Below are 1,085 nucleotides of genomic sequence, written 5' to 3'. Positions count from 1 at the left end.
TATCTTTGATAAAAATCGCTTCACCAGTAAGATCGACGTAATCGGTACCGTTTTCGGCGCAAGATTTTATCAAAGGCTCGCCGTATTTAAGGTAAGGGCCGACGGTTGAGATGATGACTTGTGTCTGTTTGGTCATCTCATCAAGGCTGGCAGAGTCTTTACTATTGGCAATGATAATATCTACTTTGCTCTCAAGTTTCGACTGTAGCTCATTGAGTTTTTCTTCATCGCGCCCTGCAATTGCCCAAGTGACGTTAGAGCCGTCTTTATTTTTAGCATTAGATAAAAAATTGGTTAAATAGTGAGCGGTGATTTGTCCGACAAAGCTTGTTGCACCATATAAAATGACAGCATAAGGGCGGTTGTCGCTACTATCTTGTTGCGTAGGTTTTGCGGTATCCGTCTTGGTACTCATAAGTATTGTCCTTAATAGATTGGATGATAATGTGACTTTGAACTATAAACCAAGTGGAAACTATAAACCAAGTGGTCTAAATAAGTTAGAAGTTTATGGGGTCGCTATAGTTTTCATTGCCAAATCTCTTTTTCAGAAATTTTTAATGTCATTTATATACAACTATAAGGCAATCAATAATTTACCAAATAAGGTACTCATCATCCTAAATAATATGTTTATAGAGACAAGAAAAAATAAAAGGTATTAACACTTGCTACAAACTTTACATAATCTACTGACATCATTACTAAAATGCACGTTCTTTAAAGAGAAATATTGCTAATCTATGTTTGTAAGCAGATATGACTGGTATTAGAAAAACAAAAAGTTAAATCAATACTATATAAAGTTTACTATCTGATTTTTAACAATTATTTGAGGAGAATATTATGTTTCGTTGGGCTATTATTTTTGCAGTAATCGCACTGTTAGCAAGTTTATTAGGATTTGGCGGCGTCGCAGGATTGTCTGCTAATCTGGCATACATCTTCTTAGCAGTCGCTGTGATTTTATTTATTGTGGCGTTTGTTAGTCGCAAAATGTAAACACAGCTTATTACTATAAAAAATCCAGTATAAAAAAAGACCCTCAATTGAGGGTCTTTTTTATGTTTAATTAAAGCACTTCA

Annotated in this window: 2 protein-coding genes; one reads left to right on the top strand and one right to left on the bottom strand. The window is 34.5% G+C overall.

Annotation, left to right across the window (positions count from 1 at the left end):
- Positions 1–415, bottom strand: a 415-nt coding sequence (locus tag ACS8FC_RS14815) for a saccharopine dehydrogenase NADP-binding domain-containing protein (protein WP_439297331.1), incomplete at its 3' end; no start/stop codon positions are given.
- Positions 416–846: 431 nt separating this feature from the next.
- On the opposite strand from ACS8FC_RS14815, the gene ACS8FC_RS14810 reads away from it, so the two are divergent.
- Positions 847–1,002: a DUF1328 domain-containing protein gene (locus ACS8FC_RS14810; protein ID WP_021814049.1), complete on the top strand. Its 156-nt coding sequence runs from the start codon at positions 847–849 to the stop codon at positions 1,000–1,002.
- Positions 1,003–1,085 lie beyond the last annotated feature (83 nt).

The organism is Psychrobacter sp. 1Y4, from assembly GCF_051847555.1.
The sequence above is the reverse complement of the archived record's forward strand: the minus strand, read 5'-3'. Positions and strand labels throughout refer to the sequence as shown.